We start from the raw sequence: 26813 nt of genomic DNA on the forward strand, positions 1-26813 counted from the left end.
ATGGGACTCGGAACCAGAGGAAAGAGCAAGTCCGCTGCGCGCGGTCGTCGTCACGACCGTCTGCGCAAGAAGGTCGTCGGCTCCGCCGAGCGCCCCCGTCTCGTCGTCAACCGATCGGCCCGTCACGTCTTCGTGCAGATCGTCGACGACTCGCTGGGCCGCACCCTCGCGTCCGCGTCGACCCTCGAGGCCGACCTCCGCGTGTTCGACGGTGACAAGACCGCCAAGGCCCGCCGGGTCGGCGAGCTTCTCGCCGAGCGCGCGAAGACCGCAGGAGTCGAGGCGGTCGTCTTCGACCGCGGAGGCAACAAGTACGCCGGTCGCGTCGCCGCGATCGCCGATGGAGCACGAGAGGCAGGGCTCAACCTGTGACCGCCGCAGAGAGCAAGGAACCCGAGGTCGCCGCCGTGTCGGAGGCCCCCGTCGAGACCGCTGCGTCCACGCAGCCCCAGCAGGAGGCTCGCGAGCCCCGTCGTGGCGGCCGTGACCGCAACCAGGGTGGCCGCGACCGCGGTGGCCGCGACTCCGAGAAGAGCCAGTTCCTCGAGCGCGTCGTGACCATCAACCGCGTGTCGAAGGTCGTCAAGGGCGGTCGTCGCTTCAGCTTCACCGCGCTCGTCGTCGTCGGCGACGGCAACGGACTCGTCGGAGTCGGCTACGGCAAGGCCCGCGAGGTCCCCACCGCCATCTCCAAGGGCGTCGAGGAGGCGAAGAAGAACTTCTTCCGCGTCCCGCGCGTCGGCTCGACCATCCCGCACCCCGTCCAGGGTGAGGCCGCTGCCGGAGTCGTGCTCCTGCGCCCCGCGTCGTCGGGTACCGGTGTCATCGCCGGCGGTCCCGTCCGCGCCGTGCTCGAGTGCGCCGGCATCCACGACGTCCTGAGCAAGTCGCTCGGCTCGTCGAACACCATCAACATCGTCCACGCGACGGTGACGGCCCTGCAGCAGCTCGAGGAGCCGCGCGCCGTCGCCGCTCGTCGCGGGCTCGACTTCGACCAGGTCGCGCCGCCCCGGCTCGTCCGTGCCGAGGCCGACGCCCTCGCCGCCGCGTCCAAGTCGAAGGCAGGTGCCTGATGGCCCAGCTCAAGGTGACCCAGATCAAGTCGAAGGTCAGCGAGAAGCAGTACCAGCGCGACACGCTGCGCTCGCTCGGCCTCAGGAAGATCGGTCAGAGCGTCGTCCGCGAGGACAACTCTCAGAACCGCGGATACGTGAAGACCGTCGCCCACCTGGTGAAGGTCGAGGAGATTGACTAATGGCTGAGAAGAACCAGGCCGTCGCGGAGTCCACGACTCCCGCGCAGGCCTCGACCAAGGAGCACGTGCTCAAGGTCCACCACCTCCGACCCGCAGTGGGCGCCAAGAAGGCGAAGACTCGCGTCGGCCGCGGTGAGGGATCCAAGGGAAAGACCGCCGGTCGCGGCACCAAGGGCACCAAGGCCCGCTACCAGGTGCGCGTCGGCTTCGAGGGTGGGCAGATGCCGTTGCACATGCGCACCCCGAAGCTCCGCGGCTTCAAGAACCCGTTCCGCGTCGAGTACCAGGTCGTGAACCTGTCCGCTCTCGCGGAGCTCTACCCTCAGGGCGGCGACGTCACCATCAGCGACCTGGTCGCGAAGGGTGCCGTCCGCAAGAACGAGAAGGTCAAGGTTCTCGGCGACGGGGACATTGCGGTTACGCTGAACGTCGCGGTCGACAAGGTCTCCAGCTCTGCCGAGCAGAAGATCGTCGCCGCGGGCGGATCCATCAAGTAGCACCAGCAGCTTGTCGGTCGGGCTTGCCACGACGACTCCCCACGGGCACCTCGCCCCTGGAGAGCGCGTGGCAAGCTCGACCTGTATCCCGCACCAAGAACTGAGCAGGAGACCCTAGGTAGATGTTTGGCGCCGTAGCGCGGATCTTCCGCACCCCCGACCTCCGCCGCAAGATCGGCTTCACTCTCGCGATCGTGGCGATCTTCCGGCTGGGATCCTTCATCCCCGCTCCGTTCGTCGACTTCGAGGCCGTCCAGGCCTGCCTCGCCGGCAACCAGGGCACCTCGGGTCTCTACGAGCTCGTGAACCTCTTCAGCGGTGGAGCCCTGCTCCAGCTGTCGATCTTCGCGCTCGGCATCATGCCGTACATCACGGCGTCGATCATCGTGCAGCTCCTGCGCGTGGTCATCCCGCACTTCGAGACCCTCTACAAGGAGGGCCAGTCGGGCCAGGGCCGTCTGACGCAGTACACCCGCTATCTCACGATCGCGCTGGGCGTCCTGCAGTCGACCACCCTCATCACCGTCGCCCGCTCGGGCGCGCTGTTCGGCAACTCCGGTGTCCCGGAGTGCTCGGCGCTCATCATCACCGACGAGTGGTACTCCATCCTGCTCATGGTCATCACCATGACCGCGGGCACCGGCATCATCATGTGGATGGGCGAGCTCATCACCGAGCGCGGCATCGGCAACGGCATGTCGCTCCTGATCTTCACCTCGATCGCCGCCCAATTCCCCACCTCGCTCTGGTCGATCGCGCAGTCGCGCGGCTTCGAGACCTTCCTCCTCGTCCTCGCGGTCGGGCTCGTGCTCGTCGTCGCGGTCGTCTTCGTCGAGCAGTCGCAGCGGCGGATCCCCGTGCAGTACGCCAAGCGGATGGTCGGGCGCAGAACGTACGGCGGCAACAACACGTACATCCCGATCAAGGTCAACATGGCCGGCGTCGTGCCCGTCATCTTCGCCTCGTCGCTGCTGTACCTGCCCGCGCTCATCGCGCAGTTCAACCAGCCCGCGGCCGGCCAGGAGGCGCCGTTCTGGGTGACCTGGATCACGAACTACCTCACCAAGGGCGATCACCCGCTCTACATGGCGCTGTACTTCCTGCTGATCGTCGGCTTCACCTACTTCTACGTCGCGATCACCTTCAACCCGGACGAGGTCGCCGACAACATGAAGCGCTACGGCGGCTTCATCCCCGGCATCCGCGCCGGCCGTCCGACCGCCGAGTACCTGAACTACGTGCTGACCCGGGTGACGCTGCCCGGCTCGGTCTACCTCGGTCTGATCGCGCTCGTGCCCCTCGTGGCACTCGCGCTCGTCGGCGCCAACCAGAACTTCCCGTTCGGCGGCACGTCCATCCTGATCATCGTCGGAGTCGGACTCGAGACGGTGAAGCAGATCGACTCCCAGCTGCAGCAGCGCCACTACGAAGGGCTCCTCCGATGACCTCGACCCCGGTCGGCTTCCGTCTGCTGCTGATCGGCCCTCCGGGCGCCGGCAAGGGGACTCAGGCCGCTCGGCTCAGCGAGGTCCTGAAGGTCCCCGCGATCTCGACCGGAGACATCTTCCGCGCCAACGTCGCCAACGAGACCGAGCTCGGCCTGCAGGCCAAGTCCTACCTCGACGCCGGCCGCTACGTGCCCGACGAGCTGACGAACGCCATCGTGCACGACCGGCTGCAGGAGGCCGACGTCTCGACGGGCTTCCTCCTCGACGGCTACCCGCGAACGACGGAGCAGGTCGATGAGCTCGATCGCATCGTCGCGGCCGACGGCAACCGGCTCGACGCGGTCGTGCAGCTCACCGCCGATCCCGACGAGGTCGTGGCGCGTCTGCTCAAGCGCTCCGCGGAGCAGGGTCGCAGTGATGACACCGAGGAGGTCATCCGGCACCGTCTCGCCCTCTACGAGGAGCAGACCGCGCCGCTGATCGACATCTACGCCGCGCGCGGGCTCGTCATCGTCGTCGACGGCCTCGGCCCGGTCGACGAGGTCACCGAGCGCATCGTCGTCGCCCTCGAGGGCCACCGCGTCGGTCGCCTCGTCGGCGACTCGCCGGCCGCCTGACCCGTGGCGCTGCGCTCCTCCCTCTACAAGACGCCGGCCCAGCTGCGATCGATGATCGCGCCCGGGCTGGCGACCGCCGCGTCTCTGGACGCCGTCCGTGCCGCCGTGCGTCCCGGCGTCAGCACGCTCGAGCTCGACGCGATCGCCGAGGCTGCGATCGTCGCGCTCGGCGGGCACTCGAACTTCCAGCTCGTTCCGGGCTACCGGCACACGATCTGCGCCTCGGTGAACGAGGAGGTCGTGCACGGGATCCCCGGCGGCCGTGTCCTCGAGCCCGGTGACATCGTCTCGATCGACAGCGGCGCCGAGATCGACGGCTGGAACGGCGACTCCGCCATGACGATCGTCCTGCCCGACGCCGAGCGCCCCGACGAGGTCGCGCGCCGCGAGGCGCTGTCCCGCGTCACCGAGGGCTCGCTCTGGCGCGGCATCGCAGCTCTGGCGTCCGCCCGGCACCTCAACGAGGTGGGCGCGGCGATCGAGGAGTACATCGAGGACGAGGCGGAGGCCTCCGGCGCCGTCTACGGCATCCTCACCGACTACATCGGCCACGGCATCGGCCGGACGATGCACGAGGCGCCGCCGGTGTTCAACTACCGGGTCCGCCAGCGCGGCCCGGAGGTGAAGCCCGGTCTCGTCGTCGCCATCGAGCCGATGGTCACCGCGGGCAGTGCCGAGACGGTCGTCCGCGAGGACGACTGGACGGTGGCGACCATCGACGGCAGCATGTCGGCGCACTGGGAGCACTCGGTCGCGGTGCACCGCGACGGCATCTGGGTGACGACGCTCGCCGACGGCGGCGCTGCGGGCCTGGCGCCGTACGGGATCGTGCCGACGCCGATCGCCTGAGACGCTCCGGCGTCCGGCCGCGCCTCGGCGAGGTCACATCGGGGGAGCGCCGGCCGCCGCGCGGACGGCGGCGACGCTCGTGGCGACATCGGCGGCGTCGGTGGACCAGTTGCTCACCGAGATCCGCAGGACGTCCCGCCCCCGCCAGTGGGAGCCGGACATCCAGACGGTCCCGTCCTCGATCAGCCGGCGGGTCACCTCCCGGGTCCGCTCGTCGGACTCGAAGGCCAGGCAGACCTGGGTGAAGACGACCTCGTTCAGCACGGTGACGCCCGGGATCGCCGAGAGCTGATCCGCCAGATCCCGCGCGGCGGCGACCAGTCCGTCGACCAGGGAGACGAGGCCGCCTCGGCCGAGCTGGCGCAGGGCCGCCCACACCGGGACACCGCGCGCCCGGCGGGACATCTCCGGTGTCAGGTCCATGGGGTCGGGCTCGTCGCCGTCGGCTCGGATCAGGTAGGCCGTCCGGGTCCCCAGTGCCGCTCCCGCGGCGCCGCTCCGCGCCACGACGGCGACTCCGCAGTCGTACGGCACGTTGAGCGTCTTGTGCGCGTCCGTCGCCCAGGAGTCCGCCGTCTCGATGCCGCGCAGGAGCGGACGGAGCGCGGGGCTGGCTCCCGCCCACAACCCGAAGGCGCCGTCGACGTGGACCCACGCGCCGTGCCCGTGCGCGACCGCGATCGCGTCGGCCATCGGATCGAAGGCGCCGGAGTGCAGGTTCCCCGCCTGGAGGCAGACGATCACGGGGCCGTCCGCACGCTTCAGCGCGACGCGGAGGGCGTCGACGAGGAGGCGGCCCTGGTCGTCGGTGTCGACGACAGCGGGTGCCCCGAGCCCCAGGTAGCGCAGGGCGAGGTCGACGGAGGTGTGCCGCTCCGCTCCGGCGAGCACGGTGAGCCGCGGTGCTCCCTGCAGGCCGTGGGCGTTCACGTCCCAGCCGACCCGATCCAGTGCGAAGGCGCGGGCGGCGGCCAGCCCCACGAAGTTCGCCATCGTCGCCCCGGTGGTGAAGCCGACGTCCGCCGTCGCCGGGAGCCCGAGGGCGGCGAGCAGCCACTCGCCGGCGATCTGCTCGACGGCGGCGGTCGCCGGTGAGGCGTAGCGCATGGCGGCGTTCTGATCCCAGGCGCTGACCAGCCAGTCCGCGCCGAGTGCGGCGGGCAGGGTGCCGCCGATCACCCAGCCGAAGAAGCGCCCGGAGGGCATCGCCATCAGTCCGGGCTCGGCGAGCGTCGCGAGCTCCTCCACCACGGCGGCGGGCTCGAGCGGGCCCTCCTGCCACGGCCCGCCGAACCTCTCCGCCATCTGCTCGACGGTCCTGGACGGCGGTATCGGCCGACCCGGAAGGGACTCGATCCACCGCATCGCGGCGGCGGACGATCGATCCAGCGCAGAACGGTAGACCTCGGGATCGACAGACATGGGATGCTCCTTCGTCGCAGCGATCGGGGGCGCCCCCTGCCGAGTCTGGCCGCCCACCCCCGGCAGGGACAGGGGCACGCCCGGATCGGGTTTCCTGGAGCGGCGGATCGGGCGCCGCGCATTGTGCAGGGGCGTGTGGAGACCCGGCGTGCTTGCGGGGGCGGATCTCGATACGCCCGCTGCACGGGCTACTCGATCAGCATGGGCGCGCGGGCTACTCGATCAGCACGGGTGCTCGGGTGCGCTGCTTCCGGAGGGGGTGGCCGATACATGCTGGTCGAGTAGCCCCGCAGGGGCGTATCGAGACCTGCCGTCGTCAGCAGGGCGGGTCTGCAGACTCGTCTTCTGACGCGGGTGGATCTCGATACGCCCTCTGCGAGGGCTACTCGATCAGCATGAAAGGACATGCTGGTCGAGTAGCCGCGGAGCGGCGTCTCGAGACCCGCGTCAGCTGTCGATGACGCGGACGAGCTCCTCGATGAAGCCGCCGAAGTCCGCGGAGCGGCGGATCAGGCGCTGCACCTCGGCGCGGTCGGCGAAGACCTCGACGAACTGGTCGAAGACCGACTGGAAGCTGCTGCGCCCGGCCGAGGCGAAGGCGATCATCGCGATCACGTTCACCCGCTGCTCGCCCCACGCCATCGGCACGTCGTTCACGACGATGGCGATCGCGGTCCGGCGCGCGCTCATCGCCATCGCGTGCGGGACGGCGAGATTGTCGGTGAACGCGGTGGAGCTCATCCGCTCGCGCTCGATCGCACCGTCGACGTAGTCCTCGTCGATGATGCCGCCGGCGATCATCCGCTCGCCGAGCAGCCGGATCATCGCCGGCTCGTCGCGGGCGTGCACGTTCCGGAAGAAGAGCGACTCGTCGAAGAACTGCAGCAGCTCGTCCTTGATCCGCGCGCGGCGGCGGTGCCGGCGCACCCGGGCGATCGCGCGGCGCACGGCGTCCACGTCGTGGTCGGTGAGGAACGGCTGCACCACGACGACGTCCTCGGAGGCGGGCCGCTCGTCGATCGTGGTGATCACCAGATCCGCGGTCAGGCGGTCCCAGTCGACGTCGCTCCGGGTGATCAGCGAGCGGACCTCCACCTCGGTGCCGAGCGAGCGCTCGACCCGCAGCCGCAGCATGTGCGCGAGGTCGTAGTAGTTGGGGCAGACGATGACGCAGGAGAGCCGCTCCTCGCGCCGGGACACCCGCTCGAGGAAGGAGCCGACGTGCAGGGCGATGTAGGCGATCTCGTCCTCGTTGACGGTGATCCCGCGCAGCCGCTGCAGTCCGCTCGCGAGGAACACCGCGATCTCGTAGGTCATCGGGAAGCTGGTCTTGATCGAGCGGGTGAGCGGGTTCCGCGAGTAGCCGCCCTCGGCCGCCCGCGCGACGAGGTTCCGCACGTGCAACGCGAGGCGGACGATGAAGCCCTCGTCGTCCAGGTCGACGAGGTACGCCTCGTTCACATCGGCGACGAGCTCGCGGACGACGGCGACGTCCTCCGGATCGAGGTAGTTCTCGACGACGGCGGCGACGGGCTCGTTCTGCCCCGGCGTCGCCACCCGCGTCGTCATCAGGATCGCGAGCTGGGCGAGCTCGGCGTCGGTGAGCCGCGTGGCGAAGTGGCGCTCGACCAGCTCGGCGAGCAGCGCGGCGAGCTCGCCGTGCACCGCGGGGGAGGGGCGCGAGCCCGACGGGTCGCCGATGCCCCGGGAGACGCGGTCGACGGCGATCGCGATGTGCAGCAGCACGCTGTTCACGCCGTAGTCGTTGATGTAGTAGCCGCGGGTCTCGAGCTCGGCCAGCAGCTCGGTCTTGAACGCGCCGAGACCGGGGGAGGCGAACTCGCGCTGCACGTCGTCGAGCGTGAAGACGCCCTGCGCGCTCTCGTCGCGGAACATCCGCGAGATCAGCCGGCGCCGGGCCTCCTCGCTGCCCTCGAGACGAACGGAAGGGCCGCGGCGCACGAGGGCCAGGCCGGACTCGTCCGCCAGCGCCTTCACCCGGCGCAGATCGGCGTCGATCGTCGACTCGCTGACGGAGAGCGTCTCCGCGAGCGCCGCGACGTCGAGTCCGTCGTCGGAGTCGACCAGGCGCCGGACGATGCTGTACAGCCGGTCGCGCGGGGTGTCCGGCTCGACGTCACGGAGCAGCCGGGTCTCGAGGAACGCCGTGTACGCGTCGCGCGCCAGCCGGTAGCCGTTGGCCGACGACTCCACGGGCTCCAGCGGGGCCGCCTGGGCCTTCACCGCCGTCACGTAGCTGCGGACGCTCCGGGTGGTGACCCCGAGCCGGTCAGCCAGCTCGTGCGCGGTCACCCAGCCGTCGGCGCGGGAGAGGTACTCCAGCAGTCGTTCGCGGTTGTCAGGCATCGGTCTTCCAGTCAACCATCTCCGGGCCGGCGGGGTCGGACCCGCGCCGAAGCCGCCGGGAGCGCTCTTCCGCCCCCGCGGAAGATTGTCTGCGGGGGGCGGACGCGCGGCCCCCGAGATGCTTGGATGAGGCAAGACCCGGACGCGAGGAGGCGAACGAGGTGCGCACGATCCTGATCGTCTGCGGTGCAGGCGCGTCGAGCACGTTCCTGGCCCACCGGCTGCGAGCGGGCGCGAAGCAGCGCGGCATCGATGCCGTGTTCCGATCCGAGACCCTTCCCGGTCTCGCGGACACTCTGCCCCAGGCGGACGTCCTCCTGGTCGGACCGCACCTCGAGCCGCAGTTCGACGAGCTCCGCCAGCGCGCGGTGCACGTCGGCGCCGCGGCAGCACTCCTCCCGCACGACGTCTTCGGGGCGCACGGTGCCGATGCCGTGCTCGACACCCTTCCCGTCCTCTTCGCCGCTCGCGCGGTCGTCGCGGGATCGGACGGGGACGCCCCACCTCCCGCCCCGGGCCTCGCGCCCGGCGCCGGGAACCACTGACGCAGTTCCGACTGCAGGATCAAGGAGAAACGTTCATGGTCGAGCGCACCGTGCAGGTTGCATCGTCGAAGGGCCTCCACGCCCGCCCCGCCTCGCTCTTCAGCCAGGCCGCGGCGAAGTCGGGTCAGAAGGTCCTGGTGAAGAAGGGCGAGGGCACCGCGGTGAACGCGGCCTCGATCCTCGGCATCATCTCGCTCGGCATCGAGCACGGCGACTCGCTGACCCTCTCGGTCGAGGGCGACAACGAGCAGGCGATCCTCGACGAGCTGTCCGAGTTCCTCAGCACTGATCACGATGCGTGACGCATAGCGTCACGAAAGGCGGCAGCCCCGGCGCACACGGCGCCGGCAGCCGCGGAAGACCGCGAGTCGTGACGGCGACCCTCAATGGGTCGCATCAGCTCCTCCTGACTTCCACCCCCTCGCCCCCACCGCCCTCTCACCGACGAGACGCACGACAGGAACCGGGAACCCATGACGCTGTCCACTCCTTCCACCGCCTACGCCTCCGCGAAGCTCCAGGGCACCGGAGTCGGCCGCGGCCTGGCCCTCGGGCCGGTGCTGCGCATGCCCGATCCGCTCCCCGAGCCCGAGGACACCGCCAGCACCCGCTCCGTCGCCCAGGAGGAGGAGCGCGCGGTCGCCTCGCTGTCGGCGACGGCAGCGACCATCCGCCACCGCGGTGAGCGCGCCGGCGGCTCGGCGAAGGACGTCCTCGACGCCCAGGCGCTGATGGCGGAGGACCCCTCGCTCGCGGACGACGTCAAGACCCGCCTCGCCGCGGGCAAGACCGCCGAGCGCGCGGTGCACGAGGCGTTCGCCGGCTTCCGCGACCTGCTGGTCGCGATGGGCGGCTACATGGCCGAGCGCGCGACCGACCTCGACGACGTCTCGCAGCGGGTCGTCGCCCACCTGCGCGGCGTCCCGGCGCCCGGCGTCCCGGAGTCGGACGAGCCGTTCGTGCTCGTCGCCCGCGACCTCGCGCCGGCCGACACCGCGCTGCTCGACCTCGAGAAGGTCCTCGGCCTGATCACGAGCGACGGCGGCCCGACCTCGCACACGGCGATCCTCGCCCGCGAGAAGTCGATCACCGCCATCGTCGGCACCACCGGGGCGCTCGACCTGCGCGACGGCCAGCTCGTCATCCTCGACGCGTCCTCCGGTGTCGTGACGGTGAACCCGTCCGACGTCGAGATCGGCGACGCGAAGTCCTCGATCGCGGAGCGCGCCGAGATGCTCGCCGCCCCCGTCGTCCCCGGCGCCCTCGCCGACGGTCACGCCGTGCCGCTGCTGGCGAACCTCGGCTCGGCCGACGGCGCCGAGAACGCCGTCGAGCTCGGCGCGGAGGGCGTGGGCCTGTTCCGCACCGAGTTCCTCTTCCTCGACGCGAAGGAGGCGCCGACCGTCGCCGAGCAGGCCGAGCAGTACACCCGCCTCCTCGCCGCCTTCCCCGGCCGCAAGGTCGTGGTGCGCGCGCTCGACGCCGGCGCCGACAAGCCGCTCGCCTTCCTCAACGACAACCACGAGGAGAACCCGGCGCTCGGCCTCCGCGGCCTCCGCGCCCTGCGCGCGAGCGAGCAGATCCTCCGCGACCAGCTCACCGCGCTCGCCCAGGCCGACGCCGCGACGGACGCCGACCTCTGGGTCATGGCGCCGATGGTCGCGACGGTCGACGAGACCCGCTACTTCACCTCCATGGCCAAGGAGCTCGGGATCCGCACCGCCGGCGTGATGGTGGAGGTCCCCTCCTCCGCCCTGCTCGCCGACCGGATCCTCGGAGTCGCCGACTTCGCCTCCATCGGCACCAACGACCTGACCCAGTACACCCTGGCAGCGGACCGGATGCTCGGCACCGTGTCCGCCTTCCAGGACCCGTGGCACCCCGCCGTCCTCCGCCTCGTCGGCGAGGTCGGCCGCGCGGGCGCCGCACTGGGCAAGCCCGTCGGCATCTGCGGCGAGGCCGCCGCGGATCCGCTGCTCGCCGTGGTCCTCGTGGGCCTCGGCGCGACGACCCTCTCGATGTCGCCGTCGGCTCTCGCCGACGTCCGCGCCGAGCTGGCCGAGCACACCCTCGAGGACGCGAAGCGCTACGCCGAGCTCGCCCTCGCGGCCGACAGCGCGGCGGACGCCCGGTCCGCCGTCACCGAGGCGATCGCCGCCTCCTGATCCCGGGGATCGCGCGGCCCGCATGCGCACGATCCTCCGCAGCACCACCCCGCACCACCGCACCATCCCGCACCACCCCTGCACCACCCCGTCTCGTCCCGCCCCGCGGGAGCCCGGTCCGCCTCAGGAGCGACCGGATCTCCCACCCTCAGAATCGGAGAACACACCACATGACAACGACGTCAGCGACGTCGACGCGCGGAGGTACGCGCGTCCACGTCCAGCGATTCGGCACCTTCCTCTCGGGGATGGTCATGCCGAACATCGCGGCCTTCATCGCGTGGGGTCTCATCACCTCGCTCTTCATCGCCGCGGGCTGGCTGCCCAACGGCATCCTCGGCGGCTTCGGCGACGCGGCCCAGATCGGCTGGGAGGGTGCCCGCACCCAGCTCGCCGCCGGTGAGGACGGCGCGACCTTCCAGCAGTACGTCGGTCTCGTCGCCCCGATGATCACCTACCTGCTCCCGCTGCTCATCGCGAACACCGGTGGCCGCATGGTCTACGGCCAGCGCGGTGGCGTGGTCGCCTCGATCGCCACCATGGGCGTCATCGTCGGCGCCACCATCCCGATGTTCCTCGGCGCCATGATCATCGGCCCGCTCGCCGCGTGGCTGATGAAGAAGGTCGACTCGATCTGGGACGGCAAGATCAAGCCCGGCTTCGAGATGCTGGTCAACAACTTCTCCGCCGGAATCCTCGGCATGCTCCTCTCGCTGGGCGCGTTCTTCGGCATCGCGCCGATCATCTCGTTCCTCACCAAGATCCTCGGCGACGGCGTCGACCTCCTGGTGAACGCGGGCCTGCTGCCGCTGACCTCGATCTTCATCGAGCCGGCCAAGATCCTGTTCCTCAACAACGCCATCAACCAGGGCGTTCTCACCCCGCTCGGCACCGTCATGGCGCAGGACCAGGGCAAGTCGTACCTGTTCCTGCTCGAGGCGAACCCCGGCCCCGGCATGGGCGTGCTGCTCGCCTTCGCGATCTTCGGTGTGGGCATCGCCCGCGGCTCCGCTCCCGGCGCCGCGCTGATCCACTTCGTCGGCGGCATCCACGAGATCTACTTCCCCTACGTGCTGATGAAGCCCGCGCTGGTCGCGGCCGTTATCCTCGGCGGCATGACCGGCGTCGCGACCAACGTCGCGTTCGACTCCGGCCTCGTCGCCCCGGCGTCCCCGGGATCGATCATCGCGGTGCTCCTGCAGACCTCGCGTGACAGCTACCTCGGCGTGATCCTCTCGGTCCTGCTCTCGATGGCCGTGTCGTTCGTCGTCGCGTCGTTCATCATCCGCGGCAGCCGCAAGCGCGACCTCGACGCCATGGAGGCCGGAGACGACAAGCTCGCCGCCGCCGTCGCCGCCAACTCGTCGAACAAGGGCAAGGAGAGCGCCGTCGGCTCGCTCCTCAACGCGAGCGGCGCGTCCAACCAGGACGGCGCCTCGGCGACCGCCACCGCCACGCAGGTGCGCAACATCGTCTTCGCCTGCGACGCCGGGATGGGATCGTCCGCCATGGGCGCCTCCGTCCTGCGCAACAAGATGAAGAAGGCGGGCTTCGAGGACGTCACGGTCACCAACAAGGCGATCGCGGCCCTCGAGGACGACGTCGACCTGGTCATCACCCAGGCCGAGCTGACCGAGCGGGCGCGCCAGCGCACGCCGGGCGCGATCCACGTCTCCGTCGACAACTTCATGAACAGCCCCAAGTACGACGAGGTCGTCTCGCTCGTCGCGGAGCAGCACGGCAAGTAGTCGGGAACACCCCTGAGGGAGCCCGTAGGGTGCGACGTGGCGGAGACGCTCCGCTCGCCCCTGCGGGTTCCCTCATTCGTTCACCACCCACGGAAAGGACGCACGCCATGAGCGATGTGCTCACCATCGGACAGATCAACGCCTCCGGCACCGCCACGTCGAAGGAGACCGCCATCAAGGAGGCCGCCGACATGCTGGTCGGCGTCGGCGCCGTCACGCCCGCCTACCACGAGGCGATGCTCGCCCGCGAGGCGACCGTCTCCACCTACATGGGCAACCTGCTCGCCATCCCGCACGGCACGAACGACGCGAAGGACGAGATCCGCTCCTCGGCGCTGTCCTTCGTCCGCTACGCGCAGCCGATCGACTGGGACGGCAACGAGGTCCGCTTCGTCGTCGGCATCGCCGGCGTCAACAACGAGCACCTCGAGATCCTCTCCAAGATCGCGATCATCTTCTCCGAGGAGGACGAGGTGCAGAAGCTCCTCGACGCCCCGGACGCGCAGTCGCTCTACGCGCTGCTGGGCGAGGTCAACTCCTGATGCCCACCGCCGTCCACTTCGGCGCCGGCAACATCGGCCGCGGCTTCGTCGGGCTGATCCTGCACGGCGCCGGCTACGAGCTCGTCTTCGCCGACGTCAACGCGGCGCTGATCGACCAGCTCGCCGCCGCCGACAGCTACGAGGTGCACGAGGTGGGGGAGTCGTCCGCGACGCACGTCGTCGACGGCTTCCGCGCGATCAACTCGGCGAGCGACGAGGAGGCCCTCGTCCGCGAGATCGCCGCCGCGGACCTCGTCACCACCGCGGTGGGGCCGAACATCCTGCGCTTCGTCGCGCCGGTGATCGCGAAGGGCCTCGCGGCCCGCGCGGACTCCGCGCCCCGCCTCGCCGTGATGGCCTGCGAGAACGCGATCAACGCGACCCGGCTGCTGCAGACCGAGGTCGCCGCGAGCCTGGGCGCGGACGAGTGGGAGCGCCTGCGCACCCGCGCGGTCTTCGCCGACACCGCGGTCGACCGCATCGTGCCGAACCAGGCGGCCGGCCAGGGTCTCGACGTCACGGTCGAGAGCTTCTTCGAGTGGGTCGTCGACCGCACGCCGTTCGAGGGCTCCGAGCCCGAGATCCCCGGCGCCACCTGGGTCGACGACCTCGAGCCGTTCATCGAGCGCAAGCTCTTCACGGTGAACACCGGGCACGCCACCGCGGCGTACGTCGGCTTCGCGGCCGGCGCGCACAAGCTGTCGGACGCGCTCGCGCTGCCCGAGGTGCACGACGCGGTGAAGGCCGCGCTCGAGGACACCAAGACGCTGATCGTCGAGAAGCACGGCTTCAGCGACGAGGAGCAGGAGGCCTACCTCCAGAAGACGCTGAAGCGCTTCGCGAACCCGGGTCTGACCGACACGGTGGACCGGGTCGGGCGCCAGCCGCTGCGCAAGCTCTCGCGGCACGAGCGCTTCATCGGCCCGGCGGCCGAGCTCGCCGAGCGCGGGCACGTGCCGAGCGGACTGCTGACGGCGATCGGCGCGGCCCTCCGCTTCGACGTGCCGGAGGACCCGCAGAGCGTCGAGCTGAAGGAGAACCTGGCGGCGCTGTCGCCGGAGGAGTTCGTCGCCGAGGTGACCGGCCTCGGCGCGGACCACCCGCTCTTCGAGCAGGTCGTCGCGGTCGTCCGCGGCTGACCCTCGCGAGGCCGCGTCCGGAGGGGCGGGATCGGGTGCTCCGGCATCCGGCCCCGCCCCTTCGCGGTTCGCGCCGCGATCCGGAACGCGACCCGGGCTAGAAGAGGCGCCAGCGGGTCAGCGGCCAGGCGACGGCGAAGACGCGCCCGACCACCCGCTCGATCGGCACCGTCTTCACGCAGGAGTCGATCGGACCCGGGGCTCCGCGGCAGTCGCCGAGCGAGTCGTTGGAGTTCGAGCGGTGGTCACCGAGGACGAAGAGCGTGTCCTCCGGCACCGTGTACTCCTGGAAGCAGCGGGTGGAGGCGGGCTGCGAGTCGCAGTCCTGGGTGCCGGGGATGAACGGGAAGTCCTCGAAGACGTAGTCGCCCGCGAGCGGCTGCCCGTCCACGAGCACGTGCCCCTCGGCGTCGCAGCAGGAGACCGTCTGGCCGGCGGTCGCGATCACGCGCTTCACGAGGAACTCCTCGTGCGACGGGCCGATGCTCGTGACGTCGCCGAAGTACTTCACCGCCTCGGAGAGCGGGTTCCCGACCGCGTCGGTCGCGCCCCAGCGCGCGTCCCGCGAGAAGACGACGATCTGCTCCGACTCCGGCTCGCCGTGGAGCGCCGCGGTGCGGTCGACCAGGATGCGGTCGCCGAAGAAGCCGCCGCCCTGCAGGGTGTTCTCCATCGAGCCGGTCGGCACGGTGTACACCTTCACGAAGAAGGTCTGCACGAGGGCGATGACGACGATCGCGACGAGCACGGTCACCAGGGGGTGCGAGTACCAGCTCCGCCGGCTCCTCGCCGTGCCGTCCGTCGTCTTCTCCGTGCGCGCCATCCGCGGTCCCTTCGACGAGGGAGAGCCTAGGCGGCGGCCGTCGTGCTCGCGCTCCGCGGCGCGCACACCGCCGTCCCCGGCGGGTGCCCGCCCCCGCCCTGAGGCGACACGCCCGGGCTGGCGGAGAAGCGGGGATTCGCGTAGTATCGACCCTTGGTGTTTGCGCGTGCTCCGGCACGCCCGCGCACCGCTCCCCAGGCTCCGCCCGGGGGGAGGATCGTCGCGGAAGCATTCGCACGACCAGTACACACACTACTTCCGAACGACAGTGAGGCTATGGCCAAAAAAGACGGTGTCATCGAAATCGAAGGTGCGGTTGTCGAGGCGCTCCCCAACGCGATGTTCCGCGTGGAGCTCACCAACGGACACAAGGTTCTCGCCCACATCTCGGGCAAGATGCGTCAGCACTACATCCGCATCCTCCCCGAGGACCGCGTGATCGTGGAGCTCAGCCCCTACGACCTGACCCGCGGCCGGATCGTCTACCGCTACAAGTAGACGTTCGCTCCGCTCAGTTCGCGACGTGCGTGTCCTGTAAGGAACGGCCCCGGCATCCGCCGGGAGCACGACGCCAGCGAAAACAAGGAACAGAACAATGAAGGTCAACCCCAGCGTCAAGCGCATCTGCGACCACTGCAAGATCATCCGCCGCCACGGCAACGTGATGGTCATCTGCAGCAGCAACCCCCGCCACAAGCAGCGCCAGGGCTAGTCCTCCGGGACTCCCGGCGCTCCTGCGAGGAGCGCGGGCGGGAAACCGCCCAGCAGCACGGCAACACACCACCCCGCAACGTCAGAAATCGCGCAGCACTCCGGGTCTCCCGGAGTGAACGGCGAGGACACCTTCGGTCGGAGGCCGAGGCACCGACGTTGCTTCACACCTCCACTCACTCACAGGAGAAGCCACCATGGCACGTCTGGCAGGAGTAGACATCCCGCGCGAGAAGCGCGTGGAGGTCGCACTGACCTACATCTACGGAGTCGGCCGCACCAGCGCGCTGAAGACGCTGAGCGACACGGGGATCGACGGCGACATCCGCGTCAAGGACCTCACCGACGACCAGCTCGTCGCGCTCCGCGACTACATCGAGGGCAACTACAAGGTGGAGGGAGACCTCCGCCGCGAGGTCGCCGCCGACATCCGCCGCAAGGTCGAGATCGGGTCCTACGAGGGCATCCGCCACCGTCGCGGCCTCCCGGTCCGTGGACAGCGCACCAAGACGAACGCTCGCACCCGCAAGGGCCCGAAGCGCACCGTCGCCGGCAAGAAGAAGGCCGGCCGCAAGTAACGCGGGCGACACGGACCTAGAGGAGATAACAAGTGGCTACCCCCAAGTCGGCCGCGCGCAAGCCGCGCCGCAAGGAGAAGAAGAACATCGCTGTGGGCCAGGCCCACATCAAGTCGACGTTCAACAACACCATCGTGTCGATCACCGACCCCGCCGGGGCCGTCATCAGCTGGGCCTCGTCCGGTGGAGTCGGCTTCAAGGGCTCGCGCAAGTCGACGCCGTTCGCCGCCCAGCTCGCTGCCGAGTCGGCCGCGCGTCAGGCGCAGGAGCACGGCATGAAGAAGGTCGACGTCTTCGTGAAGGGCCCGGGCTCGGGTCGCGAGACCGCGATCCGCTCGCTCCAGGCCGCAGGCCTCGAGGTCGGCTCGATCAACGACGTCACCCCGCAGGCGCACAACGGCTGCCGCCCGCCGAAGCGCCGTCGCGTCTAACGCAGCACTCGCAGCCGTCGGCCGGCCGAACGAAGCGCTCTCCAGCGTGGCGTGAGGCCGGCCGGCGGATCGCGCATTTCTTTCACAACTTCAGACTCGCAAACGCACGTGTCATATAGCGGACACGTGATCGAAAGGAATCAACAGTGCTTATCGCACAGCGTCCGACGCTCACCGAGGAGAACATCTCGGAGTTCCGTTCCCGCTTCGTCATCGAGCCCCTCGAGCCCGGCTTCGGCTACACGCTCGGCAACTCGCTGCGTCGCACCCTGCTGTCCTCCATCCCCGGCGCCGCTGTCACCAGCATCCGGATCGACGGAGTCCTGCACGAGTTCACGACCGTCCCGGGCGTCCGCGAGGACGTCACCGAGATCATCCTGAACATCAAGGGACTCGTCGTCTCCTCCGAGCACGACGAGCCGATCACCGCCTACCTGCGCAAGCAGGGCGCCGGCCAGGTCACCGCCGCCGACATCTCGGCTCCGGCCGGTGTCGAGATCCACAACCCGGACCTCGTCATCGCGACCCTGAACGACAAGGCGAAGTTCGAGCTCGAGCTCACCATCGAGCGCGGCCGCGGCTACGTCTCGGCGACCCAGAACCGCAGCGAGTTCTCCGAGGCCGGCCAGATCCCGGTCGACTCGATCTACTCGCCCGTGCTCAAGGTCACCTACCGCGTCGAGGCCACCCGCGCCGGCGAGCGCACCGACTTCGACCGCCTCGTCGTCGACGTCGAGTCGAAGCCGGCCATCACGCCGCGCGACGCCATCGCATCGGCCGGTCGCACGCTGACCGAGCTGTTCGGCCTCGCCCGCGAGCTGAACAACGCGGCCGAGGGCATCGAGATCGGCCCCGCGCCGGTCGACGCCGTCCTCTCGACCGAGCTGTCCATGCCCATCGAGGACCTCGACCTCTCGGTGCGTAGCTACAACTGCCTCAAGCGCGAGGGCATCAACAACGTCAACGAGCTCGTCGCCCTCTCGGAGACGCAGCTCATGAACATCCGCAACTTCGGTCAGAAGTCGGTGGATGAGGTCAAGGAGAAGCTGACGGAGCTGGGCCTGTCGCTGAAGGACTCGGTCCCCGGGTTCGACGGCGCCCACTTCTACAGCTACGACGACGAGAGCATCTAGGTCTCCGCTCCGGCGTTCGACCTTCTGACACCCCTTTAGTACTGGAGTAAAGCCATGCCCAAGCCCACGAAGGGCCCCCGCCTCGGAGGCGGTCCCGCACACGAGCGTCTGCTGCTCGCGAACCTGGCCGCGGCCCTGTTCACGCACAAGAGCATCAAGACGACCGAGACCAAGGCCAAGCGCCTGCGTCCCCTCGCCGAGCGTCTGGTGACGTTCGCGAAGCGCGGCGACCTGCACGCCCGCCGCCGCGTCCTCGCGACCATCGGCGACAAGAGCGTCGTGCACGAGCTCTTCACTGAGATCGCGCCGCTCGTCGCCGAGCGTGAGGGCGGCTACACCCGCATCACGAAGATCGGTCCCCGCAAGGGCGACAACGCCCCGATGGCCGTCATCGAGCTCGTCCTCGAGCCCGTGACGCCGAAGGTCAAGAAGTCGCGCACCGGCGCCGCTCCCGTCTCGGCTCCGGTCGAGGACGAGAACGTCGTCGCAGACGCCCCCGCCGAGGACGCCACTGTCGAGGAGGCGCCCGTCGCCGACACGACCGAGGCCGACGCGACCGTCCAGGACGCGCCCGTCGAGGACGCCCCGGTCGAGACGACCGCCGAGACCAAGTAGTCCCGAGCACGTCTCGAGAGCCCTCCGCCCCCTCGGGGACGGAGGGCTCTCGTCGTTCCCGGCCGTGGCACTCCTGCGTGCTCGGTGGCGCGGAACGTCGCTTACGATGGCGGGATCGTCCCGACAGAGGGACGGGATGCGTCCGGATCCCCGGACCCCCGTCTTCGTCGGCCAGCAGGAGGAGTTCCGTGCGCGCGCACCATGCGGTCCTGCTCCTCGCCGCGACGGCCCTGCTGGCGGGCTGCTCCTCCACCGGGGTCGTCGACGTGCCGGAGTCGGCGCGCACGACGGCGCCGAGCGCGGTCGCCGCCCCCGAGTCCGTGCCCAGCGCGACCGCTGCGACCGTCGCGCCGGCTCCCGAGCTGGACTGCTCCGCGGCCCTGCCCGCCTCGGCGGTCGAGACGGCGGTCGGTCTGCCCGCCGGGACGGCTGCGCTCGTCCAGGCGGGGGACACCTGCTCCTACGGCATCGCCGGCAACCCGTCGGCGGTCCTCGTCAGCGTCGGGCCCGCGCGGCTCGCGGAGACGTTCGCCGGCGCGGGCGAGGCCGTCGGCGCCGTGCCGGCTCCGCTGGGGGAGGCGGCCTACCGGCTCGACGGCTCGGCGGCGACGCCGTCCCAGCTGGCCGTGCTGGCGGGCGGCTACGAGCTGCACGTCGAGTCCTTCGTCGGGGACCAGGACGTCCTCGCCGACTGGGCGGTGGCCGTCTTCGACTCGCTCGGCGTTCGGCTCTCGGCCGGCTGATCCGGCGACCCGGAACGGCGCGGCGGACGACCTAGACTCGTCGGGTGCTCCACCGCGTCCGCCTCGATCTGGCCTACGACGGCACCCACTTCGCGGGCTGGGCGCTCCAGCCCGGCCTCCGCACGGTGCAGGGCGTCCTCGAGGACGCGCTCGGCGTGCTGCTGCGCTCGGAGGAGCGGACGGTGGTCACCGTCGCGGGCCGTACCGACGCCGGCGTGCACGCGAGCGCTCAGGTGGCGCACCTGGACCTCACGCCCCAGCAGTGGTCGCGCCTGAACGGCAGCCCGCGGGCCGGCACCGAGAAGGTCGCGCCCGAGGTCGTGCTCCAGCGCAAGCTGCAGGGGATCCTCGGTCAGTACTCGGACCTGTCCGTGCACCGGGTGACCCGGGCGCCCGAGGGCTTCGACGCGCGCTTCTCCGCGCGCTGGCGGCGCTACGAGTACCGGCTCGCCGACCGCACCTCGCTGCGGCGGCCGCTCGAGCGCGGCTTCACGACCTGGATCAACGAGGCGGTCGACGAGGGCGTGATGGCGCAGGCGGCCGAGTCGCTGCTCGGCCTGCACGACTACGCCTCGTTCTGCCGCGCGCGCGTCGGAGCCACCACCATCCGGAGCCTCCTCGACTTCACCTGGGAGCGCGACGAGGACGGCGTGCTGCACGCGCACCTGCGCGCCGACGCCTTCTGCCACAGCATGGTGCGGGCGCTCGTCGGCTCCTGCGTGGCCGTGGGGATCGGCAAGCTGGACGCGGGCGAGCTCCCGCTGCTGCGCGACGCCGCCCGCCGCACGAACGCCTTCGCGGTCATGCCGGCGCGCGGCCTCATCCTGCGCGAGGTCGATTACCCTGAGGACTCGGAACTGGCCGAGCGGGCCGTGCTCACCCGGGTGAAGCGCACCCTGCCCGGCGGGGACGCCCAGGGGGAGGACGACGAGTGATCCGCAGGAACCACCGCGTGAGGGCGCTCGTCGCCGCGCTCGTCCTGCCGGCGGCGCTGCTGCTGGCCGGCTGCTCGTCGTCGGCGATCGACGTGCCGCACCGGGCGCCCGCCGCCGCGGTCGACTCCACCGCGCCGACCGCCGTGCCCACCGCGGTGCCGACCGCTCCCGCGGCCGAGCCGACCGCCGGTGCGACGGTCGAGGTCCTCGACTGCGCCGCGGTGCTGCCGGTGACGGCGATCGAGGCGGCCCTCGAGCTGCCCGAGGGCTTCGTCACCGCCTCGGACCAGGGCTCGGGCTGCGCCTGGGCGATGGCGGGCAACCCCGCCGCGCTCGTCCTGCAGACGGCGACCGGCGCCACCACCGCCGACGTCGCCGCGCAGGAGTCCGAGGCCCCCGTCGAGCCGAGCGGGCTCGGCGACGCCGCCTTCTTCCGCGCCGGCGACCCGGCGGTCGACCCGGCCGCCACGGTGGTCGTGCTCGCCGGGGACCGGCTGCTCTCGCTCCGCTCCTACGTCGGCGGCCAGGCCCCGCTCGAGGAGCTGGCGACCGAGGTCCTGGCCGCGCTGGGGCAGGACGACTCCTGACCCGGACCGCCCGGGGGAGAGCGGCGGCGAGCCCGTGAGCTTCCGCTCCGGTCCGGATTGCTGTACTGTCGACCCTTGGTGTTCTCGGCCGCGTGCCGGCACCCGAAGTTGAGCCCTCCACCGGATCGGTTCGGCCCCCTCGCGGGTCGAACGGCCACGGAGCGGGATTCACGAACTCCTCACTCCGATCAGAAAGCAGCACTCACGTGACTCGCACTTTTTCTCCGAAGCCGGCTGACGTCCAGCACGACTGGATCGTCATCGACGCGTCCGACGTCGTGCTCGGCCGTCTGGCCACCCACGCCGCTGCGCTCCTGCGCGGCAAGCACAAGCCGACGTTCGCGCCGCACATGGACATGGGCGACTTCGTCATCATCGTCAACGCCGAGAAGGTGGCCCTCACCGGGCAGAAGCTCCTCCAGAAGAAGGCGTACCGCCACTCCGGCTACCCGGGCGGCCTCACGGCCACCACGTACGCCGAGCTCCTCGAGAAGAACCCGATCCGCGCCGTCGAGAAGGCCATCCGCGGAATGCTCCCCAAGAACTCCCTCGGTCGTGCGCAGCTGCGCAAGCTGAAGGTCTACACGGGCACCGAGCACCCTCACGCGGCTCAGCAGCCCAAGGCGTACGCCTTCACCCAGGTCGCCCAGTAGGCTCCGGCCCTCCCCGACACCCCAGACTTCGAAGACAAAGGATCACCTACACCGTGGCGAAGATCGCAGACCAGATCGACGTGGCTCCCGAGAGCTACTCCACCGAAAGCCCGGCCACCGAGGCGTCCTCGACGCCCCGCGCCGTCCTCAACGTCTCCGGCGCAGCCGTGGGCCGTCGCAAGCAGGCCATCGCCCGCGTGCGCCTGGTCCCGGGCTCCGGCAGCCTGACCGTGAACGCCCGCGAGTTCGCGGAGTACTTCCCGAACAAGCTGCACCAGCAGCTGATCAACGACCCGTTCAAGGTCCTCGACCTCCTCGGCTCGTACGACGTCGTCGCGAAGATCACCGGCGGCGGCCCCTCCGGCCAGGCCGGTGCGCTCCGTCTCGCGATCGCGCGTGCGCTGAACGAGATCGACCGCGAGAACAACCGCGCCATCCTGAAGAAGGCCGGCTTCCTCACTCGCGACGCTCGCGTCATCGAGCGCAAGAAGGCCGGTCTCAAGAAGGCCCGCAAGGCGTCCCAGTTCTCGAAGCGCTAGTCGCTGCGGCCCCCGTGGCCGCCGATCAGCAGCTTCAGAAGGGGACTGGCATCATGCCGCGCCTGTTCGGAACAGATGGCGTCCGTGGCCTCGCGAATCGCGACGTCACGGCCGACCTGGCCCTCGGCCTCGCTCAGGCGGCCGCCCGTGTACTCGGTGCGGCCGCCCGGGCGGAGGGCCGTCGGCCCCTCGCCGTCCTGGCCCGCGATCCTCGGATCTCGGGCCAGTTCATCGGTGCCGCCGTCGCGGCCGGCCTCGCGAGCGCCGGCGTCGACGTGCTGGACGCGGGAGTGATCCCGACGCCCGCCGCCGCCTATCTCATCGCCGACGAGAGCGCCGACTTCGGCGTGATGATCTCGGCGTCGCACAACCCCGCCGCCGACAACGGCATCAAGTTCTTCGCGGCCGGCGGCCGCAAGCTCCCGGACGAGCTCGAGAACCGCATCGAGGCGGCTCTCGGGGTCCCGCCGCTCACGCCGCTCGGCCCGGACGTGGGCCGCATCCGCCGCTTCGCCGATGCCGAGGACCGCTACGTCCTCCACCTGCTCGGCTCGCTCGGCAGCACCCGCCTGGACGGACTGCACGTGGTCATCGACTGCGCGCACGGCGCCGCCGCGGGCATCTCGCCGGAGGTCTTCACCGACGCCGGCGCGACCGTCACCGTGATCGGCAACGATCCGGACGGCATCAACATCAACGACGGCGTGGGATCGACCCACCTCGACCACGTCGCCGAGGCGGTCCGCGAGGCGGGCGCCGATCTCGGCATCGCGCACGACGGCGACGCGGACCGCTGCCTCGCGGTCGACGCCGAGGGGCGCGTCGTCGACGGCGACCAGATCATGGCGATCCTCGCGACGTCGATGGCGCGGCGCGGCGTCCTCCGCGAGAACGTGCTCGTCGCCACGGTGATGAGCAACCTCGGCCTCAAGACGGCGATGGCCGATGCCGGCATCCGCGTGATCGAGACCGGCGTGGGCGACCGCTACGTGCTCGAGGCGATGAACGAGGGCGGGTACTCGCTCGGCGGCGAGCAGTCGGGCCACGTGATCATGAGCCGCTTCGCGACGACCGGCGACGGCGTCCTCACCGGGCTGCAGCTCGCGGCCGAGGTGGCGCGGACCGGGAAGTCGCTCGCCGAGCTCGCCTCGGTGATGCGGGTGTTCCCGCAGACGCTCGTCAACGTCCGCGGCGTCGACCGCGAGGGCGTGCACGACGACGCCGTCATCGCGGCCGCCATCGCCGAGGCGGAGCGCGAGCTCGGCACCGGCGGGCGCGTGCTGCTCCGCCCCTCGGGCACCGAGCCGATGGTCCGCGTCATGGTCGAGGCCTCCACCAAGGAGACCGCCGACCGGCTGGCCGAGTCCCTCGCCGCCGTCGTGCTCGAGCAGCTGCGCGTCGCGGCCTAGCGGCCTCACCCGCCGCTGGCCCGGGGATCTCGATACGCCCCTGCGGGGCTACTCGATCAACATGAGCGGCGCCCGCTCACCGAGTGGAGGGCTGTGCCTCCCCTGCTGGTCGAGTAGCGCCGCAGGCGCGTATCGAGACCCGCCGTCGCCAGTGCGTGAGCCGTCGGCGATCCCGCGTCAGATCTTGCGGAGGAGCACCGAGGAGACGGTGTGGTCGGCCTGCTTGCGCAGGACGAGGCTCGCGCGCGAGCGGGTGGGCCGCACGTTCTGCAGCAGGTTCGGCTCGTTGATCGAGGACCAGATGCTGCGGGCCCGCTCGCGCGCCTCGTCGGGCGTCAGCGAGGCGTAGCGGTGGAAGTAGGAGTTCGGGCTCGCGAAGGCGCCCTGCTGCAGCGCGAGGAACCGCTCCTCGTACCAGCGCGCGATGTCGCTCGTCCGCGCGTCGACGTAGACCGTGAAGTCGAAGAGGTCGCTGACCGCGAGGCCGTGCCCGGGCGCGGGCGGCTGCAGGACGTTCAGGCCCTCGACGATCAGCACGTCGGGCCGCCGCACCACGATCTCGGCGTCGCGGACGATGTCGTAGGAGAGGTGCGAGTAGAACGGAGCACGCACCTCGGCCGCCCCGCCCTTCACCTCCGAGACGAAGCGCAGCAGCGCGCGGCGGTCGTACGACTCCGGGAAGCCCTTCCGGCTCATCAGCCCGCGCCGCTCCAGCTCGCTGTTGGGCAGGAGGAAGCCGTCGGTCGTCACGAGCTCGACGCGCGGGGTGTCGTCCCAGCGGGCGAGCAGCTCGCGGAGCAGGCGGGCGATGGTCGACTTGCCGACAGCGACGGAGCCGGCCACGCCGATCACGAACGGGGTGGGCCGCGCGCGTTCGCCGAGGAAGGTGCTCGTCGCCCGGTGCAGCTGGCGCGCGCCGCCGGCGTAGAGGGTCAGCAGCCGGGACAGCGGGAGGTACACCTCGGCGACCTCGGTGAGGCTCAGCCGGTCGCCCAGCCCGCGCAGCTGCACGACCTCGGTCTCGCTCAGCGGCAGCTCGGTGCTGCGGGCGAGCTCGGCCCAGTCGGAGCGGACGATCTCGACGAACGGGGAGGGGTGCGCCTCGCGCCCGGGTTCGCGAGCTGACGAGGACATCTGCACGATCCTAGTGGCCGCCGCGGCTCGGCCCCGTCGCCGCAGGAGCGCCCCCGCGCGCGATTAGGATCGAGCGCATGTGTGGAATCGTTGGATACGTCGGCGCGCGCGACAGCCTGGCCGTGCTGCTCGGGGGACTGAAGCGACTGGAGTACCGCGGGTACGACTCCGCCGGTGTGGCCGTGATCGACGCCGACGGCCGGATCGACAGCCGCAAGCGCTCGGGCAAGCTCAGCGTCCTCGTCGACGACCTCGAGGCGCACCCGATCGCGCAGGGCACCACCGGCATCGGGCACACCCGCTGGGCGACGCACGGCGGCCCGACCGACCGCAACGCGCACCCGCACCTCGCGGACGACGGGCGCCTCGCCGTCATCCACAACGGCATCATCGAGAACTTCCAGCCCCTCAAGGAGGAGCTGCTCGCCGAGGGCGCGGTCTTCGAGAGCGAGACCGACACCGAGGTCGCCGCGCACCTGATCGCCCGCGAGCACCGCCGCACCGGCGACCTCGTGCTCGCGTTCCAGGCCGTCGTCGCGCGCCTCGAGGGCGCCTTCACGCTGCTCGCGCTGCACCAGGACCAGCCCGGCGTCGTCGTCGGCGCGCGCCGCAACTCCCCGCTCGTGATCGGCCTCGGCGACGGCGAGAACTTCCTCGGCTCCGACGTCGCCGCGTTCGTCGAGTTCACCCGCCGCGCGGTCGCGATCGGGCAGGACCAGATCGTCACCATCACGCCGGACGAGGTCACCGTCACCGACTTCTTCGGCAACGCCGTCGAGACCGAGCCGTTCGAGATCGCCTGGGACGCGTCCGCCTCCGAGAAGGGCGGCTGGTCGAGCTTCATGGCCAAGGAGATCAGCGAGGGCCCGGAGGCCGTCGCCAAGACGCTCCTCGGCCGCATCCAGGACGGCGCGATCGTCCTGCCGGAGCTCGCGTCGCTCGACGCGACCCTCACCGACATCGACCGCATCACCGTGATCGCCTGCGGCACCGCCGCCTACTCCGGCATGGTCGCCAAGTACGCCATCGAGAAGTGGGCGCGCGTGCCCGTCGAGGTCGAGCTGAGCCACGAGTTCCGCTACCGCGACCCGGTGCTGACCCCGCGCACCCTGGTCGTCTCGATCAGCCAGTCCGGCGAGACCATGGACACGCTGATGGCCGTCAAGTACGCCCGCGAGAAGGGCGCGAAGACGCTCTCCGTCTGCAACACCCAGGGCGCGACGATCCCGCGCGAGTCCGACGCCGTGCTCTACACCCACGCCGGCCCGGAGGTCGCGGTCGCCTCGACCAAGGCGTTCGTCGCCCAGATCGCGGCGCTCTACCTCTTCGGCCTGCACCTGGCCGCGGTGCGCGGCGCGGCCACGCCCGAGCTGATCGCCTCGCAGGCCGCCCAGCTCGCGGCGATCCCGGAGAAGCTCTCGCGCGTGCTCGACGCCTCCGAGGCGATCGCCCAGCTCGCCGGCTGGATGGCGGACACCCGCGCGGTGCTCTTCCTCGGCCGCCACGTCGGCTACCCGGTGGCCCTCGAGGGCGCGCTCAAGCTCAAGGAGCTCGCCTACATCCACGCCGAGGGCTTCGCCGCGGGGGAGCTCAAGCACGGGCCGATCGCGCTGATCGAGCCGGGCCAGGTCGTCTTCGTCATCGTGCCGAGCCCGAGCGAGTCGTACGAGCTGCAGCGCAAGGTGATCTCGAACATCCAGGAGATCAAGGCGCGCGGCGCCCGGGTGATCGCGATCGCCGAGCAGGGCGACGCCGCCGCGATCCAGATCGCCGACGAGGTCGTGCCGATCCCGCTGGCCGACCCGCTGTTCGAGCCGCTGCTCGCGGTGACGCCGCTGCAGATGTTCGCGATGGAGCTCGCCTCGGCGAAGGGCCTCGACGTCGACCAGCCGCGCAACCTCGCCAAGTCGGTCACGGTCGAGTGACCC

General features: G+C 70.8%; 30 protein-coding genes. 26 read left to right on the top strand and 4 right to left on the bottom strand.

Features of this window, described 5'->3' with window-relative positions; genetic code table 11:
• The 7 genes from rplR to map all read left to right on the top strand — a co-directional run bounded on the left by rplR (position 1) and on the right by map (position 4666).
• Complete coding sequence (gene rplR / locus C1I64_RS00840) at positions 1-372, top strand: 50S ribosomal protein L18 (RefSeq protein WP_123445053.1); 372 nt, start codon at positions 1-3, stop codon at positions 370-372.
• Positions 369-1073 carry a 30S ribosomal protein S5 gene (rpsE, locus tag C1I64_RS00845; RefSeq protein WP_123445054.1) on the top strand — a complete coding sequence of 235 codons (705 nt, stop codon included), beginning with the start codon at positions 369-371 and terminating at the stop codon, positions 1071-1073. Before rplR ends, rpsE begins: the two co-directional genes overlap by 4 nt.
• Positions 1073-1255, top strand: coding sequence for a 50S ribosomal protein L30 (rpmD, locus tag C1I64_RS00850; RefSeq protein ID WP_173232138.1), 183 nt, complete (start codon positions 1073-1075; stop codon positions 1253-1255). The genes rpsE and rpmD overlap by 1 nt, the downstream gene beginning before the upstream one ends.
• The gene (rplO, locus tag C1I64_RS00855; RefSeq protein WP_123445055.1) at positions 1255-1752 is read left to right on the top strand and encodes a 50S ribosomal protein L15; all 498 of its coding nucleotides are present in this window, start codon (positions 1255-1257) and stop codon (positions 1750-1752) included. The genes rpmD and rplO overlap by 1 nt, the downstream gene beginning before the upstream one ends.
• Positions 1753-1874: 122 nt before the next feature.
• On the top strand, positions 1875-3197 hold the full coding sequence (gene secY, locus C1I64_RS00860; protein ID WP_123445056.1) for a preprotein translocase subunit SecY: 1323 nt from the start codon (positions 1875-1877) through the stop codon (positions 3195-3197).
• Positions 3194-3817 carry an adenylate kinase gene (locus C1I64_RS00865; protein WP_123445057.1) on the top strand — a complete coding sequence of 208 codons (624 nt, stop codon included), beginning with the start codon at positions 3194-3196 and terminating at the stop codon, positions 3815-3817. Before secY ends, C1I64_RS00865 begins: the two co-directional genes overlap by 4 nt.
• 3 nt (positions 3818-3820) lie before the next feature.
• On the top strand, positions 3821-4666 hold the full coding sequence (gene map, locus C1I64_RS00870) for a type I methionyl aminopeptidase (protein ID WP_127885912.1): 846 nt from the start codon (positions 3821-3823) through the stop codon (positions 4664-4666).
• A gap of 33 nt (positions 4667-4699) precedes the next feature.
• Here map and C1I64_RS00875 read toward each other — a convergent pair whose 3' ends face one another.
• Entirely contained in the window at positions 4700-6088 is a 1389-nt protein-coding gene (locus C1I64_RS00875; protein WP_127885913.1) for a pyridoxal phosphate-dependent decarboxylase family protein, read from the bottom strand.
• A gap of 447 nt (positions 6089-6535) precedes the next feature.
• Entirely contained in the window at positions 6536-8455 is a 1920-nt protein-coding gene (locus C1I64_RS00880) for a BglG family transcription antiterminator (protein ID WP_127885914.1), read from the bottom strand.
• Between the two features lie 161 nt (positions 8456-8616).
• Between C1I64_RS00880 and C1I64_RS00885 the strand changes: the two genes are divergently transcribed.
• From C1I64_RS00885 to C1I64_RS00915, 6 genes are all read left to right on the top strand, one after another.
• Complete coding sequence (locus C1I64_RS00885) at positions 8617-9000, top strand: PTS sugar transporter subunit IIB (protein ID WP_164874410.1); 384 nt, start codon at positions 8617-8619, stop codon at positions 8998-9000.
• Positions 9001-9035: 35 nt separating this feature from the next.
• Positions 9036-9302 (top strand): HPr family phosphocarrier protein, encoded by a 267-nt coding sequence (locus C1I64_RS00890; protein WP_123445062.1) that lies wholly within the window; start codon positions 9036-9038, stop codon positions 9300-9302.
• A 264-nt stretch (positions 9303-9566) separates the two neighbouring features.
• On the top strand, positions 9567-11165 hold the full coding sequence (ptsP, locus tag C1I64_RS00895; protein ID WP_243839880.1) for a phosphoenolpyruvate--protein phosphotransferase: 1599 nt from the start codon (positions 9567-9569) through the stop codon (positions 11163-11165).
• A gap of 170 nt (positions 11166-11335) precedes the next feature.
• Complete coding sequence (locus tag C1I64_RS00905; RefSeq protein WP_123445064.1) at positions 11336-12913, top strand: PTS mannitol transporter subunit IIBC; 1578 nt, start codon at positions 11336-11338, stop codon at positions 12911-12913.
• Positions 12914-13020: 107 nt separating this feature from the next.
• The gene (locus C1I64_RS00910; protein ID WP_123445065.1) at positions 13021-13455 is read left to right on the top strand and encodes a PTS mannitol transporter subunit IIA; all 435 of its coding nucleotides are present in this window, start codon (positions 13021-13023) and stop codon (positions 13453-13455) included.
• Complete coding sequence (locus tag C1I64_RS00915; protein WP_127885918.1) at positions 13455-14594, top strand: mannitol-1-phosphate 5-dehydrogenase; 1140 nt, start codon at positions 13455-13457, stop codon at positions 14592-14594. The genes C1I64_RS00910 and C1I64_RS00915 overlap by 1 nt, the downstream gene beginning before the upstream one ends.
• Before the next feature lie 97 nt (positions 14595-14691).
• Here the strand turns inward: C1I64_RS00915 and lepB are convergent, their stop codons facing one another.
• On the bottom strand, positions 14692-15417 hold the full coding sequence (lepB, locus tag C1I64_RS00920) for a signal peptidase I (RefSeq protein ID WP_127885919.1): 726 nt from the start codon (positions 15415-15417) through the stop codon (positions 14692-14694).
• A gap of 276 nt (positions 15418-15693) precedes the next feature.
• Here lepB and infA point away from each other — a divergent pair, with 276 nt between their 5' ends.
• From infA to glmM, 12 genes are all read left to right on the top strand, one after another.
• Positions 15694-15915 (top strand): translation initiation factor IF-1, encoded by a 222-nt coding sequence (infA, locus tag C1I64_RS00925; RefSeq protein WP_022883252.1) that lies wholly within the window; start codon positions 15694-15696, stop codon positions 15913-15915.
• Positions 15916-16012: 97 nt separating this feature from the next.
• Positions 16013-16129 carry a 50S ribosomal protein L36 gene (gene rpmJ, locus C1I64_RS00930; protein ID WP_055787164.1) on the top strand — a complete coding sequence of 39 codons (117 nt, stop codon included), beginning with the start codon at positions 16013-16015 and terminating at the stop codon, positions 16127-16129.
• Between the two features lie 196 nt (positions 16130-16325).
• On the top strand, positions 16326-16706 hold the full coding sequence (gene rpsM, locus C1I64_RS00935) for a 30S ribosomal protein S13 (protein ID WP_123445068.1): 381 nt from the start codon (positions 16326-16328) through the stop codon (positions 16704-16706).
• Between the two features lie 32 nt (positions 16707-16738).
• Positions 16739-17137 carry a 30S ribosomal protein S11 gene (gene rpsK / locus C1I64_RS00940; protein WP_056037257.1) on the top strand — a complete coding sequence of 133 codons (399 nt, stop codon included), beginning with the start codon at positions 16739-16741 and terminating at the stop codon, positions 17135-17137.
• A 146-nt stretch (positions 17138-17283) separates the two neighbouring features.
• Complete coding sequence (locus C1I64_RS00945) at positions 17284-18270, top strand: DNA-directed RNA polymerase subunit alpha (RefSeq protein ID WP_123445069.1); 987 nt, start codon at positions 17284-17286, stop codon at positions 18268-18270.
• A gap of 54 nt (positions 18271-18324) precedes the next feature.
• Positions 18325-18885 carry a 50S ribosomal protein L17 gene (gene rplQ, locus C1I64_RS00950; protein WP_127885920.1) on the top strand — a complete coding sequence of 187 codons (561 nt, stop codon included), beginning with the start codon at positions 18325-18327 and terminating at the stop codon, positions 18883-18885.
• Between the two features lie 188 nt (positions 18886-19073).
• Positions 19074-19628 (top strand): hypothetical protein, encoded by a 555-nt coding sequence (locus C1I64_RS00955; protein WP_127885921.1) that lies wholly within the window; start codon positions 19074-19076, stop codon positions 19626-19628.
• Positions 19629-19672: 44 nt separating this feature from the next.
• Positions 19673-20563, top strand: a complete 891-nt coding sequence (locus C1I64_RS00960; protein ID WP_127885922.1) for a tRNA pseudouridine synthase A — start codon at positions 19673-19675, stop codon at positions 20561-20563.
• Positions 20564-20580: 17 nt separating this feature from the next.
• Entirely contained in the window at positions 20581-21150 is a 570-nt protein-coding gene (locus tag C1I64_RS00965) for a hypothetical protein (RefSeq protein WP_127885923.1), read from the top strand.
• Positions 21151-21356: 206 nt separating this feature from the next.
• Positions 21357-21803 carry a 50S ribosomal protein L13 gene (gene rplM / locus C1I64_RS00970; RefSeq protein ID WP_123445074.1) on the top strand — a complete coding sequence of 149 codons (447 nt, stop codon included), beginning with the start codon at positions 21357-21359 and terminating at the stop codon, positions 21801-21803.
• Between the two features lie 53 nt (positions 21804-21856).
• Entirely contained in the window at positions 21857-22342 is a 486-nt protein-coding gene (gene rpsI / locus C1I64_RS00975) for a 30S ribosomal protein S9 (protein ID WP_123445075.1), read from the top strand.
• A 53-nt stretch (positions 22343-22395) separates the two neighbouring features.
• Complete coding sequence (gene glmM, locus C1I64_RS00980) at positions 22396-23751, top strand: phosphoglucosamine mutase (RefSeq protein WP_127885924.1); 1356 nt, start codon at positions 22396-22398, stop codon at positions 23749-23751.
• A gap of 177 nt (positions 23752-23928) precedes the next feature.
• Here glmM and coaA read toward each other — a convergent pair whose 3' ends face one another.
• A complete protein-coding gene (gene coaA, locus C1I64_RS00985; protein WP_127885925.1) occupies positions 23929-24885 on the bottom strand; it encodes a type I pantothenate kinase in 957 nt (318 codons plus the stop codon).
• A 77-nt stretch (positions 24886-24962) separates the two neighbouring features.
• Here coaA and glmS point away from each other — a divergent pair, with 77 nt between their 5' ends.
• Positions 24963-26810 (top strand): glutamine--fructose-6-phosphate transaminase (isomerizing), encoded by a 1848-nt coding sequence (gene glmS, locus C1I64_RS00990; RefSeq protein WP_127885926.1) that lies wholly within the window; start codon positions 24963-24965, stop codon positions 26808-26810.
• Positions 26811-26813: the final 3 nt, after the last annotated feature.

This window comes from Rathayibacter festucae DSM 15932, from assembly GCF_004011135.1.
Classification (GTDB): Bacteria; Actinomycetota; Actinomycetes; order Actinomycetales; family Microbacteriaceae; genus Rathayibacter; species Rathayibacter festucae.